9 protein-coding genes and 1 pseudogene are annotated in these 14,136 nt (G+C 62.0%); 1 reads left to right on the forward strand and 9 read right to left on the reverse strand.

All coding sequences use genetic code 11. The features are described from left to right. The 8 genes and pseudogenes from IDH44_RS22955 to IDH44_RS22990 all read right to left on the reverse strand — a co-directional run. Nucleotides 1–486 (reverse strand): annotated as a pseudogene (locus IDH44_RS22955) (hypothetical protein); the annotation flags it as partial. A 230-nt stretch (nt 487–716) separates the two neighbouring features. Next, the gene (locus IDH44_RS22960) at nt 717–5,192 is read right to left on the reverse strand and encodes a coiled-coil domain-containing protein (RefSeq protein WP_190921169.1); all 4,476 of its coding nucleotides are present in this window, start codon (nt 5,190–5,192) and stop codon (nt 717–719) included. Next, entirely contained in the window at nt 5,170–5,946 is a 777-nt protein-coding gene (locus IDH44_RS22965) for a DUF6063 family protein (protein ID WP_190921170.1), read from the reverse strand. Before IDH44_RS22965 ends, IDH44_RS22960 begins: the two co-directional genes overlap by 23 nt. Next, complete coding sequence (locus IDH44_RS22970) at nt 5,930–7,459, reverse strand: replicative DNA helicase (protein ID WP_190921171.1); 1,530 nt, start codon at nt 7,457–7,459, stop codon at nt 5,930–5,932. The genes IDH44_RS22965 and IDH44_RS22970 overlap by 17 nt, the downstream gene beginning before the upstream one ends. Continuing rightward, the gene (locus tag IDH44_RS22975) at nt 7,432–8,490 is read right to left on the reverse strand and encodes a Wadjet anti-phage system protein JetD domain-containing protein (RefSeq protein ID WP_190921172.1); all 1,059 of its coding nucleotides are present in this window, start codon (nt 8,488–8,490) and stop codon (nt 7,432–7,434) included. Before IDH44_RS22975 ends, IDH44_RS22970 begins: the two co-directional genes overlap by 28 nt. Nucleotides 8,491–8,530: 40 nt before the next feature. Further along, nucleotides 8,531–8,866, reverse strand: coding sequence for a type II toxin-antitoxin system PemK/MazF family toxin (locus IDH44_RS22980; protein ID WP_190921173.1), 336 nt, complete (start codon nt 8,864–8,866; stop codon nt 8,531–8,533). Next, on the reverse strand, nt 8,863–9,165 hold the full coding sequence (locus IDH44_RS22985; RefSeq protein ID WP_223869966.1) for an AbrB/MazE/SpoVT family DNA-binding domain-containing protein: 303 nt from the start codon (nt 9,163–9,165) through the stop codon (nt 8,863–8,865). The genes IDH44_RS22980 and IDH44_RS22985 overlap by 4 nt, the downstream gene beginning before the upstream one ends. Before the next feature lie 305 nt (nt 9,166–9,470). Continuing rightward, on the reverse strand, nt 9,471–10,346 hold the full coding sequence (locus tag IDH44_RS22990; protein WP_190921174.1) for an AraC family transcriptional regulator: 876 nt from the start codon (nt 10,344–10,346) through the stop codon (nt 9,471–9,473). 283 nt (nt 10,347–10,629) lie between these two features. Here IDH44_RS22990 and IDH44_RS22995 point away from each other — a divergent pair, with 283 nt between their 5' ends. Further along, nucleotides 10,630–12,630, forward strand: coding sequence for a beta-galactosidase trimerization domain-containing protein (locus IDH44_RS22995; RefSeq protein WP_190921175.1), 2,001 nt, complete (start codon nt 10,630–10,632; stop codon nt 12,628–12,630). A gap of 11 nt (nt 12,631–12,641) precedes the next feature. Here the strand turns inward: IDH44_RS22995 and IDH44_RS23000 are convergent, their stop codons facing one another. Then, nucleotides 12,642–13,637, reverse strand: a complete 996-nt coding sequence (locus tag IDH44_RS23000) for a hypothetical protein (RefSeq protein ID WP_190921176.1) — start codon at nt 13,635–13,637, stop codon at nt 12,642–12,644. Nucleotides 13,638–14,136: the final 499 nt, after the last annotated feature.

Consider the following 14,136-nt stretch of genomic DNA (forward strand, 5'->3'; position numbering starts at 1 on the left):
GACCATCCGCACACTTGCAGCCGCCATTTTGGCGCCTACCTGCCAGCCTTCACCCGTCCGCCTTCCTGCAGCCGCCATTTTGGCGCCTACTCGCCCGCCTTCACCCGTCCGCACACTTGCAGCCGCCATTTTGGCGCCTACTCGCCCGCCTTCACCCGTCCGCACACTTGCAGCCGCCATTTTGGCGCCTACCTGCCCGCCTTCCCCCGTCCGCACACTTGCAGCCGCCATTTTGGCGCCTACTCGCCCGCCTTCCCCCGTCCGCACACTTGCAGCCGCCATTTTGGCGCCTACCTGCCCGCATTCACCCGTCCGCATACCTGCAGCCGCCATTTTGGCGCCTACTCGCCCGCCTTCACCCGTCCGCATACCTGCAGCCGCCATTTTGGCGCCTACCTGCCCGCCTTCCCCCGTCCGCACACCTGCAGCCGCCATTTTGGCGCCTACTCGCCCGCCTTCGCCCGTCCGCACACTTGCAGCCGCCATTTTGGCGCCTACCTGCCAGCCTTCCCCCGTCCGCGCTCCTAATCAAGTCGGAACCTTCTGGCTGGCTGAGCACGCTTGGTGCATTCGGCGACTAGACGGCGGCTCCAGCTCTGACGTCGACGCGCGCTTCGTTTCGTTGCCGCATTGTGAACAGCAACGAGCGCTGCCATCCGTTACATGCACAAGGATGGCAGCGCTCGTTTGGGTAGATGTCGCCATTGCCGCTCTGCTCAGAACAGCTCCAACTGATCGACGCGCGAATCAATACGGGTCAGCGTCTCGGGGGCGCGATCGCGGAAGTAGGCATGCTGCACCCGCTGCGTCGGCTCGATTACCTGCTTGACGGCGTCGGCGGTGCCGCGCAGTCGGCAGCTGTAGACGATCGGGAAGTAATCCTGCAAAAACTTGCCTTCCGCATGCGCGGTAAGGGCAAGAATCTGAAAGCCGAGCTGCTCGGCGATGAAGAACACCGGGCTGAGCACATGGTCGCTGGACGCCTTGCCGAACGGATTGTCCAGAATGACAGCCCGGTGCAGCTTCATATGGGTCTGGATGTACTGCCGCCGCTCGGCGACATAATTGAGCAGACCGAGGAACAGCGTCATGTTCTTGCTCCACTTCTCCCCGCCGGACCAGCGGTTCGACTGCTCCCACGAATAGGCGGCCCGCGTAATCTGATGATCGTTGGTCACCTTGCGGCAGGTCACCTTGATCGCCTCGCCCTTCAGCACCACTTGCAGCAGCTGTCTGGAATCGAGCCACTTCTCCAGGCTCTTGCGCAGCCCGCTCTGCTGGTCCTGCTCCTGCTGCTCCCGCTCGCGCTGCCCCTGCCGTATGTCCGCCGGTTCGTCTGCCTGCGGAGCGCGCTCCAGCTGCGCCAGAATCCACTCGATATGGGTGCGCACGCGGTCCTTGCCGTCCTGATCGGTCCATTCCGGGATCGATATGCTATAGATCTCGCGCCAGCCGTCGGCCGCCTTGATCCGCGTTTTTTTGGGCAATTCCTTCAGCTCCTGCACGATATGCGCCAGATGGGTATGGATGCGCTGGATGAACTGCTGCAAATCCCGGTCGTACGTCTGGACCGTCTCCTCGGCTACATGAATCGCCTTCTGAATGCGCGTCTCCATCGTCTGCCTGAACGCCATGACCTCCTCGTACGATTCCCGCTGCTCGATGCCCTGGATCGCCATCTGCCGCAGCTTGACGTCCTTGATCCGCGACAGACAATACTGCCTGAAGCCGTCCCGCCCCTTGCCTACGCGCTCCTGCTCGCGCATCTGCTCCGCGCGCCGGTCCTGCAGCTCCGCGATGCTGCGCTCGCTGCGCGCCGTCCGGTCATACGCGAAGTCCACGGCGTCCTGCGCTTCGAGCGGCGCGGCGGGCAGCTCGTCATCGGTCAAGCGGTGCAGCAGCTCATGCTTGTCCCATAGCTGCAGGACGCGCTCCAGCTCGCGGACGAGGCGCTCGACCGCCTCGCTGCGCTGCCGCCACGCCTTGTCCTCCTGCTCCAGTGCGGCGCCGTCCGCATCCAGACGCGCCCGGACCGCCGGCAGCTCGTCCTCGTAGCGCTGCGGCTGCGCCTGCGGGAAGCGCGCGCCGAATTGCTGCAGCAAGAGCGCGATCCGCCCTTCCTGCGTCTGTAGCCTGGCCTGCTGCCGCTGGACCTGCTCGACCATCGCGCTCCGCTCGGCGCGCAGTTGCCGGATGCTGCGCCAGCCGGCCTGCTTGCGGGCCTCGGGCTCGATCGGCAGCGGCGCCTCCGCGTCCAGCTCCGGGTGTTCGAGCAGCAGATCGCGCATCGCCGCCTCCGCCGCGCTGCAGCGCTCGCGCTCGTGCTCCTGCTCCGCCTCGAGCTGGCCGCGCTCCTTCATCAGCCCGGCGCGCTCTTGCTCCAGCGCGCGATACGCCTCCCTCAGCTCCGCGCCGGAGCCGTCTGCCTCCGCATAGGCGAAGTCCTGCACGAGGCGATACAGCTCATCGCTGCGCAGCACCTGCAGCCGCATATAGGCGTCCTGCCGCTCCAGCTCGGCCGCATCCGCCTCCTCGCGTACCCGGTCCAGACGGTACTGCCCACTCCTGAGCTGGCGCTCCGCTCCTGCGATCTGTCCCTTGACCGGCGTCAGCTCCCGCTCGAGCTTGTCCTGCTCCGTGCCCAGCCGCATATAGTCGAGTCCATCCTTCAGCCAGGCGCCGAGCTGGTGGATCATATCCTGCATCTCGCTGCTCTCGGCACGGATGCGATCCATATCCTCGCCCAGCTGCGCATCGCGCCGCGCCTGCCGCTCGCGCTCCGCACTGTGGCGGATGACCCGTTCGCGGACCGCCTGCAGCTCCTGCTCCAGCTGCTGGGCATGGGCGAGGGGATAGGCGCGCAGGAATTCCCGCAGACGCGCCTCCGCCCGCTGCCACCGCGCGAGCTCCTCCTCCATACGCTCGCGCGCGGCCCGCGTCTGTCCGGCGCGCTCCAGCAGCCCGGACTTCCATTGCCGGAAGGCCTGCTCATCCTCATTGTCCCGCCAATGCGCCGGCACCGCCCAGTGCGCCGCTGCATCCGGGGCGGCGCCGCCCTGCATGATCGCCGCAGCTTCCGCCGTACTCAGCACGCGGATCGGGTAGGCCAGGTCGCGGCCTGCGGCGGCCAGCTTGCGCAGCAGCTCCGGCTTCTCCGCCGCAGTCGTCACCAGCGTCACCGCCCAGAGGCGGTCCTCCGCGCGGCTGCGCGCCGTCTCGTCCAGGCTGAGCCCGCGCGCATACGCCGTCCCGCTCTGCAGTAGACTGAGCTGTCTGCCCCACGTATCGAGCAGACGCGCCACGACCGGATCGGCGAAAAATACCGTCTGCTCGTCATAGTCGTCCACATAGCGATACGCCAGCCGCTCCTTCTGCAGCGCGCCGGCCTTCTGCTCCTGGCGCCGACCGATGCCCTCCAGCAGCCGCTGGGTGACGGAAGCCTCCTTGTCGTATACGGAGGCAAGCCGCTCCCAGCCCGGGTACAGCTCGGCCAAGTCGCGAATCAGCGCCTCATGCGCCGCCCGGGACTGCGCTTGCCGCTGCTCCAGCACCGCCTGCTCGCGTTCCGCGACGCGTATGTCCTCCTCCAGCGCGCTACCGCGCTCGCGGACGACGCGCTGCTCCTCCGTCATCTGCTTGAGACTGCGCACCTGCTCGACCCGCTTGTCCTCCAGCTCCTGCTGCCGCCTGGACCAGATCGGCATTTGCGTCTCGACCTTTTCCAGCGCCGAATTGGCGAGGATGGCGCGGGCGATTTGCTGCCGCTGCTCCTGCTTGCCTTCGATCTGCGTCTGTTTTTTGCCCAGCTCCAGCTCCCACGTCCGCAGATCGGCGCGATGCTGCGCAAGCGCCCGCTCCTGCTCGGCCTGTTCCTGGCGCAGACGACCCAGCTCGGCGGCCCAGCTCTCCTGCTCATCCGCCAGCGCGCGCTCCTCCCGATCCAGCACCGTGCGCAATGCGCCGCCGGTGTGCTCCCAGCGCGCCTGCAGCTGCCGCTGGTCCTCCGTCTGCTCCAGACGGGCGAGCCGCTGCTGCAGCCCGCCCAAGCGCGCGCCGGCCTCCTCCAGCTTGACGCGCTGCTCGGCATACTTCAGCGAATAGAATACACGCTCCTCGTGCCGCAGCCGCCTCTCCAGCGCCTCGCTCGCTTCCCGCAGCTCGGCCAGGCCCGCCTCCAGCGCGGCCTGCTCCTGTCCCGCCTCGGCCAGCTCCAGCGATTGCAGCTGCAGGTGCAGCCGCTCCTGGCGCTGCGTCCATTGCTGCCGCTGCTCGGCCAGGCCGGTCTGCTCGCCGCGCTGCTCCTCGAGGTGCCGCTCGGCCAGCTGCCGGTACGCCTTGGCCGTTGCCCGCGCCGCGTCGTAACGCTGGCCGGCCCGGTGCAGACCTTCGTACAGGCGCCCGTATTGTCCCAGCTCCTGCAGGATGAGCTTGTTCTCCTCAATCTGCTCGCGCAGCGCCTTGTAGCGCCTGAAGCCCTCACGATGCGTCTGGAACAGCTCGGCGAAGCTGCCCTGCGCGAAGCCCTCCATCGCGCTCTCGACCGTCGGGATCAGCAGCCGGTCGACCAGCTGCGAGGTCGTTTTGCACGCATCGAAGAAGCTCTCGATCCCGCCCTCCGTGCTGTTGATCTGAGCCACGGCTTCCCATTCGGAGGCCACCAGTTGGAATTGCTCTTCGAGGTAGGCCTTGTACGCCTTGATCGTCGCGAACGTCTGGGCCTGGAGCGGCGCGCGCTGCACCATCGCGGCGTAGTAGTCCTGGATTTCGCCCTTGTCCGCCGGCCGGTTTTTGCCCATGTATGCCTTTACGAACGGAATATGCTCCAGGCTGTGCGGATCATGCTCGCCGTAGGCGTACGCATAGCGGTACGAGTCCAGTCCGCCGGCGCTCAGGAACAGACTGACGCAAGTGACCGCGTAACGGCGGCGCGGCTTGTCGTTGAGGATCCACTCGATGGCGACATGCGCGGGCCCGTTCTCCAGCAGCAGCGTATCCTTCAGCTTGCGCCCGGCCAGCTCCGTATGCGGCAGCAGCGCTTGCAGCGCCGTCTGAATGAACACCGTCTTGCCGCCGCCATTCTCCAGCACGATCGCGCCGTTGTGCCCGTCGAACAGGAAGGTCTCGTCGTTGTAGCGCTTGTTGCCGCCCTCGTAGAGCACATGGGTGAACCTAATTTTCGAGATTGCCGGCATGCTGTCCCTCCTCTCCCGCGGGCTGGTCCCGTTCATCCAGACTATACAGGAAGCCCAGGATGCCCCGGTTGTACTCCAGCTCCATGAAGTACCGCTGCACGATCACCTTGGCCTTCTCCGTCAGCCCCAGCTCGCCCTCGCCGACCTCCTCGGCCAGCTGCTGCTCCAGCAGGAAGCGCCGCACCGTATCGAGAAAGCTGAGCCGGCTGATCGTATTGCCCGTCTGACGCTTGGCTGTCTCCTTGATATCGTCCATCGTGTCCCACTTCTCGATGATCGCCGACCAATTGTACGAGAATTCGCGCTCATAGCGCTGCAGCTCCTCCTCGTCGTGCTCCTTGAGCGAATCGATCCGCTCCTGCAGCAGGCCCGCCCATTCGTCCAGCGGGAGGAAGTTGCGCGTCGGCTCCAGCGTCTGATAGCTGTCGTAGAAGGCGCCGACCCACACAATGATCGCCATGTACATCAAATACAGGTCGGCATTGACCGCCGACGCGCGCAAGTAGGTGCGCTTCATCGCATCGTTGCTCACATGGAACGGCGAGAGGCGCACCAGCGGAATCAGGTACAGCTCGTCGCCCGCGGCGATGACCGCGCAGTCCACCTCGGCGGCGAACTGATCGACCAGCCCCCGCACCTCGTCGTCCGCCATATACGCCTGCAGGCGCTCCTGCTCCGCCGCGCCGTCCTTGGCCAGCAGCGCATACAGCCGGAACGCCTGCATGACCGTTTCATTGCTATAGCTGTAGACCATCCGGCCCGTCCTCCCGCTTCACCGTCATATTCTGAATCTGATAGCGCGCTCCCGTCTCGACCACGCCGGCGCATTCCCGCACCGCCAGCACGCGGCTACCGAGCAGCGCGAACACATCCTCCAGCCCCGTCTCCTCTTCCCGCTCGTCCACGGACAGCGCCCGCACCGGACTGCGCTGATGCAGGATCAGCCAGAAGTCGTAGAAGCTGCGCAGCTCCAGCCAGCGGCTGTCCCCGGACGCGCCGATGCGCCCGACCAGCTCTGCCAGCTCCAGCTCCGGCTGCTCGTCCAACTGGGCGATCAAGTAAGCCATCACGTCCTTGAACAATGCGCTCCGCCGCCGCACGAACGGCTGGCCGTCCGCTTCGGCGTCCGCTTCCAGGAAGCCCTCGTCCCGGGGCTCCTGCTCGCCCGCGCCCTGGATATTCTGCTCGGCGAACAGCGTCAGCGGCGACCAGCTGCGCAGCTGCTCCAGTCCCGTGAACGGCGCGACCACACCCTTCATCGCCTCCAGCGGGAGCGGGGTGCCCAGCAGCAGTCCCGCCACATCCTGATCGAAATTAAAGGCGCTGAGCCCGGTGTAGTACAGCGATTCCCTAGCGGCGTGCAGCGCCTGATTTTTCAGCTCCATGCCCTGCTGCAGCAGGGACGAGTGCTCGCCGTGCACCCGTTCCAGCTCGCCGGCAATGCGGAGAATCAACGGATAGGCGCGCTCCCGGTTAACCGCATTGGCGCTTGCGTACAGCCGCGTCATCGTATCCTTGACGAATTGCCGCAGCTCGTCGAACTCCTCGTTCTCGCGCTGCAAGCGAATATGGATATCCTCCAGCAAGGCGCTGTAGCGCTTCAGCGTCTCCTCCGAGACGATGCTGCGCTTGATCTCGTGCGCCAGCTTCTGCATCCGCTCCTGCAGCGTCTCGACATCGACCCGCATTTCATTGATCTGCCGCAGGGCCCCCTGGAACTCGCCTTTTTCGAGCTGCTTGCGCAGCACGAGCTGATGAATCGAGAGCTGGAATTCCGAATAAAATTCCTTCGTCGCGAACACCAGCTCCAGCCCGTCCTCATCGAGCGCATAGAACTGCGTATTCGTCTTGGCGTCAAAGGCGTTCGCCCGCAGAATGGAGGTATGGGTCACCTGCGCTTCCCCCGACTCCCAATCGAAAAACGAAAACGCACGCTTGCGCCCAGAGGCCGGGCGGAAGACGTGGATAATCTCGCGCGCCAGCTCCTCGCATTGCGCCGCGTCCGTCTGCAGCCGGCCGTTCATCGTGCGCAGCAAATACGCGGCCAGTTCCTTGACCCCGGCCCGCGGGTTGCGCATCAGCTTCTGCTCGAAAAAGAACAGCAGCGCGAGCAGGCCGAGCTCCATCATCGCAATCGGCCGACCGCTGGCGTCGGTCTGTTTTTTGCGCTGCAGCTCGAACAGCGGGTCGAACAGCGCCACCTTGGCCATGCGGTCGCGGAAGCCCGACAGCGTCCCTTCTACTTCGATTCGATCCATTGCATCCATGCCGGACTCCCCCATATCTGCTGCAATTGCCGCGTGGACAGCGTCTCCTGCGGGCAATACCCGCCCGAGCCCAGACACTGAGCGATCTGCTGCTGCTGCACCTCCGCAAAAAACGGCAAAAACGCGGCGAGCGCGGCTTCCGCCGGACGCTGATACTCCTTGCCGATGGCCCAGGCATGCGCCAGACAAGCCTCGTAGAACGGCACAGCCGGGAGCAGCTCGCGCTGCGCGCCCGCCTCGTGCCAGATGCGGATGCCCTCGTGGTCGAGATCGCCGAAATAGAAAAACCGGTGCTCACGGTCCGGCGCCGGGAATTGCAGCGCAAACATGCTTAAATTGCCGGTGATCTTGTTGCCGCAGCCATAGATCAGCGTGCTGAAGGCACTGCCCGAAAGCACAGGGAGCAACGCCTGAAAGGTCGTCTTGTTCTCCACGATCAGGTGCAGGCAGCGCGAATCATCGGACGCCGCCGCGCCCAGCGCGGCCGGGTTGACCGCCAGCATCAGCGGATCGGCGACCGGCTGAATGCGCAGCGCGTCCCACAGCTGGACCCGCCTCAGCAGCGCCTCGCCGCCGAGCTCGGCGATCCACTTCTCGTTGCCGGTCAGCTGGTAGCTGCGCTCCGGCGCCGGCGCGGACCGCTGCGGCAGGCCTTCCACCTTCAGCACGCGGTCGATCCGCTCGATCCACGGGCGGTCGGCCAGCCACTGCTGCTCCGGCCATGCAAAATAGCCGTCCAGCTGGATCGCCGGATGGAGCCCGAGGCGAACCTGGTGCAGCTGACGGATATGCGACGCTTGCAGGCGCGACTTGTTCACGCGATAGCGGTAGGCGAGCTGCGGCGGCCTGATCGTGCGGCCGGCCGACTTCACGGCGAGCAGCACGCCGGATTGCTCGAGTCCGGCGACCGCCTCCGCGAACGCGCGCGGCTCGGCCTCGCTGCCGTCGAACAGCCGCTCCAGCTCCTCCAGCCCTACCGTCGCTTTTTTGCCGCGGCCGAGATATTCCTCTATCTTTTGCTTGATTTGCATCGCGATACTCCTGTGCGAATTAGATGGCTGTCTCTCAAACTTATGCCAGAACGGAACGCACGTTGCGCAAAACCCTATGTAAAAACTCACTTTCAATCGCTACATGCCCTACGATCATAATTTTCCGTTTTTTTACATCCAGACTTTTAAACTGATCTGTGAGGACGACACCGGAAAATGGAAGGCCATCCGGCAAAGCCACTTCAAACGGATCCCCTTTCGCTTGACTCGTAATCGGACAAACGACCGCAAAGCCGGTCACCGAATTAAAATCTTGTTCTGACAAGACAAGAGCCGGACGGCGACCTGCCTGCTCATGACCGGCTTGAGGATCAAAATCAAGCCAAATGAAATCGCCACGACGTGGAATGCTCAAATGATCTCGTCTCCTTCAATACCCAAATCCACTTCTTCATGCCGCACGTCCGTTTTCACTTGCGCCAACAACTGGCTTAGATGAGCACGTAGCGATATCTGAGACTCCTGGTATTTAGACAAGGGGCGAAGCAAAAGCTCGTTATCGGCCGTTACAATAATTTCAATTTCTTCTCCCTCTGACAAGTTAAGCCGTTTGAGAACTTGGTTTGGAATGCGTACAGCGCTACTATTCCCCCATTTGCTGAGTATAGCGGTCGTCATCATTATCACATCCTTGTCCTTCTCCTGATGACTCAATTATATCGCATCCTTTTCTAAATGTATATCCATATGATATACATTTAGAAAAGGAATGATACTATTTATCGCATCGAAAAAATATCTGGCCCCTCATTGCCCCTACCTAGCTATCTTTGTTGCTGCAAATGAATTCATGCTTGTTAAGGACCCGGATCCTAACTAGCTGAATCGTACCATATTGTACGCTCTTCCTTCAATCCAAGGACATTATACGATAGGTGGATTACTGCGTTTCTCTGTACGTTCACGTTGATGTAAAGGAGATGTGGTTAGAAACATAAAAAGCGAGGAGGCTTTTCCCTTTAAGCAAACCGCTGCCTCGCCCGCCGATACGCCCCCGGCGGCTGACCGGTGTGGCGGCGGAACTGGCGGATGAAGTAATTGTAGTCGCCCATGCCGACCCGCTCGGCGATGCGCTGCAGCGACTCGTCGGTCTCCGCCAGCAAGCGCATCGCCTCGGCGATCCGCAGCCGCAGCTGGTACTGCTGCGGGCGCATGCCGGTATGACGCCTCAGGCAGCGGGCGATATAGTCGAAGTTGAGCTGCAGATCGCGCTCCAGCTCCGCCGCCACGAGCGGCGCAGCCAGCCGGTCGCGCAGCCAGGCCTCTGCGCTGGCGCTGATCTGCCGCGTACGCGCCCCTCCGCCGGCGGCCGCGAGCTGGCCCTGCAGCTGCGCGAGCAGCTCGGCCAGTAGCGCCTGCAGCGGCAGCGCCTGCTCCAGCGCCATCTGCAGGTGTAGGCGGCGCATTCTCTGCAGCACCGGGAGCAGCTGGCCGAGGTCGACCCCGGCATACTTGGGCAGCACCATCGACCGGATCGCGGCCCGCTCGTCGGCGTCCGTGCCCTGCGGCAGCGGGGCCGTCCAGGCGACGTCGTCCGACTCGACCGGCGTCGCCTGTCCGGCGGGATGCGCGAAGTGAACCCACCAGATTTCCGTATCCGCCTTGCATGGACGGTAGCCGCGATGCGTGCGCCCTGCTTCCAGCACGAGCAGCTGCCGCGGTCCGATCGCATACTGGACCCCGTCCTCCTCCATGAATAGCGTGCCGCCGGCCACGAACAGCATGTCGTATACCTCGAACCGCCGCTCGAAATGCACGTCCCCCGCCCGCCATACGCTGTGCCCGATCGTCAGGAACTGCGGCAGCGGCGGAATCGCAAATTGAAGTGCCTGCATTCCCTTTGCTCCTCTCTTGCCAAACGTACGCAACGCTTTACGATATGTACCCAAACGACGTACCCCACGCAGACTTTGGTCACATGCAAGGCAAAACCGAAAGCCAGCCCTTCGGTCGCTCAGCACGTCCTGCCATGTCTGCGCAATCCGCGCAAGCCCGTTTTTTGGTCGTCTCCGTGCTATTTACGACGTCTCGTACACTATACGACAGGCTGGCGCCGGTGTACAGTAAAAACAGTATTTTGGCACGACTATCTAGCTAATATGAGGAGGACAACCCGCTATGCGATTCAGACAGGTCCATCTGGACTTTCACACGTCGGAGGCCATCCCGTCGATTGGAAGCGATTTCGACAAGGGGCAGTTCCAGGCGATGCTCAAGGTCGGCCACGTCGACTCGATCACCGTCTTCTCCAAATGCCATCACGGCTGGGCGTATCACCCGTCCGAGGCGAACGAGATCCACCCCAACCTGACGTTCGACCTGCTCGGCGCGCAGATCGAGGCCGCGCATGAGATTGGCGTCAAGACGCCGGTCTATCTCTCCGCCGGTCTGGACGAGAAGCTCGCGCGCAAGCATCCCGAATGGCTGATCCGCCGCCCGGACGAGCGCATCCTCGGCGCGCCCGACTTCCTGACTCCCGGCTACCATCAATTCTGTATGAATACGCCCTACCTCGACGTGCTGCTCGACCAGATCGAGGAGGTCGTGCGCGGCTACGACGCCGATGGCATCTTCCTCGACATCGTCGGCGTGCGCAGCTGCTACTGCCAGGCGTGTGTCGCGTCGCTGCGCGCCCGGGGCGAGGACCCGCGCGACGAGGCCGCCGTGCTGCGGCTCGGCGAGCGTACCTATGCGACCTATACGGAGCGCGTCGCCGCGCGCATCCGCGCGATCAAGCCGGACATGCCGATCTTCCACAATGGCGGCCATATCCGCCAGGGCCGCCGCGATCTGGCGCACATGAATACGCATCTGGAGCTGGAGTCGCTCCCGACCGGCGGCTGGGGCTACGACCACTTCCCGCTGTCGGCGCGCTACGCCCAGACGCTCGGCATGCCGTACCTCGGCATGACCGGCAAGTTCCATACGACCTGGGGCGAATTCGGCGGGTACAAGCATCCGGCCGCGCTGCGCTACGAGACCGCGCTCAGTCTCGCCAACGGCGCACGCTGCTCGATCGGCGACCAGTTGCCCCCGTCCGGCCATATGGACGAGGCGACCTATGCGATCATCGGCGAAGCGTACGCCGAAGTCGAGCGCAAGGAGCGCTGGGTCGCGGGCGGCGACAACGTGGCCGACGTCGCCTTGCTCTCGGGCGAGGCCGCGCGCAACAGCCTTGGCCCGGCAGCCGCCGGTCAGGCCAAGACGACGCCTGCGGACACCGGCGCCGTACGGATGCTGCTCGAGGGACACGTGCTGTTCGACGTCATCGACACCGAGGCTGACTTCTCGCGCTACCGCGTGCTCATCCTGCCGGATGTCGTGCGACTGTCTCCCGAGCTGACCCAGCAATTGGAGGCCTACGTGGCCGACGGCGGCAAGCTGCTGCTCACCGGCGAGAGCGGGCTCGCGGCAGACGGCGACGACTTCGCGCTCGAGATCGGCGCGCGCCGGGTCGGGCCGAGCCCGTATCGGCCGGATTATTTCCGTCCCGACTTCGCGCTGCGCTCGCTGCCGCCTGCGGCCTTCGTCATGTACGGAGAGGGGCAGCTCGTCGAGACGACCGAGGGCGGGACATCGCTCGGCACGCGCGAGGAGCCGTACTTCAACCGCGACGTCTTCCACTTCTGCTCGCATCAGCATACGCCGAGCGCCGGACGCGCCGGCGGACCCGGTATGGTGCGCACGGACAGCACCGTCTACATCGCGTGGCGCGTGTTCGAGGATTATGCGACCAAGGGCAGCCTCGTGCTGAAGGAGCTGGTGCTGCACGCGCTGGTGCTGCTGCTGCCGCAGCCGACCGTGACGACCGAGCTCCCGGTGCAGGGCGTGACGACGCTGCAGGTGCAGCGCGCCCATCCCGAGGCGGACGGACGCGACCGCTACGTCCACCATCTGCTGTACGCCTCGCCGGTGAAGCGTGGAGACGGCATCGAGGTCATCGAGCAGCTCGTCCCGGTGCACGAGGTGCAATCGACGCTGCGCCTCCCCGGGACGCCGAGCCGCGTCTACCTCGCGCCGCAGGAGCAGGACCTGCCCTATGAGACGGTCGAAGGCGGCATCCGCTACACGCTGCCGCGGCTGGATTGCCATCAGATGGTTGTCGTTGAGATGGGCTGATACGTTTATGTTCAATCCAATGCCACACAGGCAGACTCCAATATGGCCTGCTCCTTGGATTTGAGCGCTTCCATCTTACGCATCGTGCGGAGTAAAATCGTTTTCTCCTTGCTCATCCGATATTTGAGCATCAAGTTGCGGATGAGCAAGGCCTCTTTTACGACTTCCTCATAGCGATACTCGGTTTTGAGATCGGGCAGCAGCCTTCTGATTCTCTCGCACATGACCTTCTTGTGATCGTAAAAAAGAGAAAAATGTCGCAAATCAAGCACGAAACCTTCTTTCAAATGCAAGGTTAAATAAGCGAGAAAACGGTCAAAAATGTAGATTCCATAAAATACCTTTTCGGTCGTATAAGGCTCGACCGAGCTTCTGCCATGCAAATAATCCGCCAATTGAGCCTTTATGGTGCTGCGTTGCACCGAATAGGTCGAACAAGCATGGACCTGTATTTTGTAAAAATAAGCATGCAGCTCACGTTCCTCGGGAATGTTCAATTTGAGGTATGCATTTCGAAGCGAAGCATAACTGCAACTAAGTTTCGCAGCATACTTTCCGGTTTTCGTATTATCGGCAAAATAGATCGTTTCCGTAGCGTCGTCATACCCGTAAATCATAATTTCATGAGGAGACGGACGGGAGCGGTTTATTTGGTACGTTTCAATCTCTCTCCTTTCCACCATCAGAATGATGTAGCTCCCGCTGTCAATTAAAGCTTTCAAGCACGCGACAAGTTCTCGACTTGGATTGAATTCCACATCTTTTCTAAGCCTCTCCGTTTTCAAAAATGGACATTTTAGATAATCAACCATAAGATTGAAATAAGGACCATTCATAAAATGAAGACTAAACGGATAACTTGCAGACTCTACGCTTCTCAAGTTGATATAATTGTTCAGCAACCAGGCGTCATCGGCGTCTACAGTGGAAGCAATTGCAAGTAAATCGGCATAAAACCAATAGGAATCAATAAAGCCCGAATGGTTAAGCTTTAAAACATTACGCACTGGCACATACCTCCCGATGATGCATGCCTCAAGAAAATCAAAGTTGTATCCCCTTGTTGGTTTACTCAGGATCTGAAACCCGCTGAATACCTGTCATTGCAAATAAGCAAATTATCCGGCAATGCAATGCCATTTTCTTTCAAGTAGCGACCTCCTACCACAAAACTAATGATGTTGATCGACCTTCTAATTCCTTCTCTAACGTAGAGACAAGTTGCGATAACAGCTTCATTTCCATCTCCTTTATCGCTACCAGTTTCGCTTTCATTCGTTCAATCAGGACCACGCTTTTCGTAAGGTCATACTTCAAGAACAGATTTCGGGATTGGAGAGCCAATTGTTCAAGCGCTGTGAATTTTGACAAATACTCCATGTTCCGCTTCATCATTCCCTCATTTTCCAGATAATGAATATTTCAGTGCGGCGGAGCCGCTGAGTTAATGAGTGAGAGCCACGATGTTAATGAAATAGAGCCACCGTGTTAATGGACAGAGCCACC

The organism is Paenibacillus sabuli (assembly GCF_014705605.1).
Taxonomy (GTDB): Bacteria; Bacillota; Bacilli; order Paenibacillales; family Paenibacillaceae; genus Paenibacillus_D; species Paenibacillus_D sabuli.

What these genes read in the sequence shown, in the direction of transcription:
- IDH44_RS22995 (WP_190921175.1), top strand. Translation starts at nt 10,630, where the DNA reads ATGCGATTCAGACAGGTCCATCTGGACTTTCACACGTCGGAGGCCATC.
- IDH44_RS22970 (WP_190921171.1), bottom strand. Translation starts at nt 7,459, where the DNA reads ATGGATGCAATGGATCGAATCGAAGTAGAAGGGACGCTGTCGGGCTTC.
- IDH44_RS22965 (WP_190921170.1), bottom strand. Translation starts at nt 5,946, where the DNA reads ATGGTCTACAGCTATAGCAATGAAACGGTCATGCAGGCGTTCCGGCTG.
- IDH44_RS22990 (WP_190921174.1), bottom strand. Translation starts at nt 10,346, where the DNA reads ATGCAGGCACTTCAATTTGCGATTCCGCCGCTGCCGCAGTTCCTGACG.
- IDH44_RS22960 (WP_190921169.1), bottom strand. Translation starts at nt 5,192, where the DNA reads ATGCCGGCAATCTCGAAAATTAGGTTCACCCATGTGCTCTACGAGGGC.
- IDH44_RS22975 (WP_190921172.1), bottom strand. Translation starts at nt 8,490, where the DNA reads ATGCAAATCAAGCAAAAGATAGAGGAATATCTCGGCCGCGGCAAAAAA.